Consider the following 445-nt stretch of genomic DNA (forward strand, 5'->3'; position numbering starts at 1 on the left):
CCCGTGCCTCGTCGTGCCGGGCGGGGGCGCCTTCGCCGACGCGGTGCGGCTCGACCAGGCGCGTCTCGGCTTCGACGACGCGGAGGCGCATCGCCGCGCGCTCGATGCGATGAGCCGGATGGCGGGGTGTTTCCACGCCATCGAGCCGCGCCTCCTTCCCTTCCCCCTCCCCCGCAAGGGGGGAAGGGAGAGCGCCGTATCGGCTATCTGGGACCCCATCGCCCTCCGCGCCGGCCATCCGGACATCCCGGAATCCTGGGACGTGACCTCCGACAGCCTCGCGCTCTGGGCGGCGACGCGGATCGAGGCCGCCCGCTGCATCCTGGTGAAGTCCGCCGACGCCCCGGCGGGCGCCGACGCGTGCGACCTCGCCCGGATCGGCCTCGTGGATGCCGCGTTCCCGGCCTTCGCCGGCCGCTACCGCGGCGCGGTCTCGATCCTCGGC

At 75.1% G+C, this 445-nt stretch carries 1 protein-coding gene; it reads left to right on the top strand.

Going from position 1 to position 445, the window contains the following annotated elements; all coding sequences use genetic code 11:
• On the top strand, positions 1-445 hold a 445-nt coding region (locus FV223_RS32335), incomplete at both ends, for a uridylate kinase (protein ID WP_187276318.1).

The sequence above is a fragment of the Methylobacterium sp. WL116 genome, from assembly GCF_008039455.1.
Lineage (GTDB): Bacteria > Pseudomonadota > Alphaproteobacteria > Rhizobiales > Beijerinckiaceae > Methylobacterium.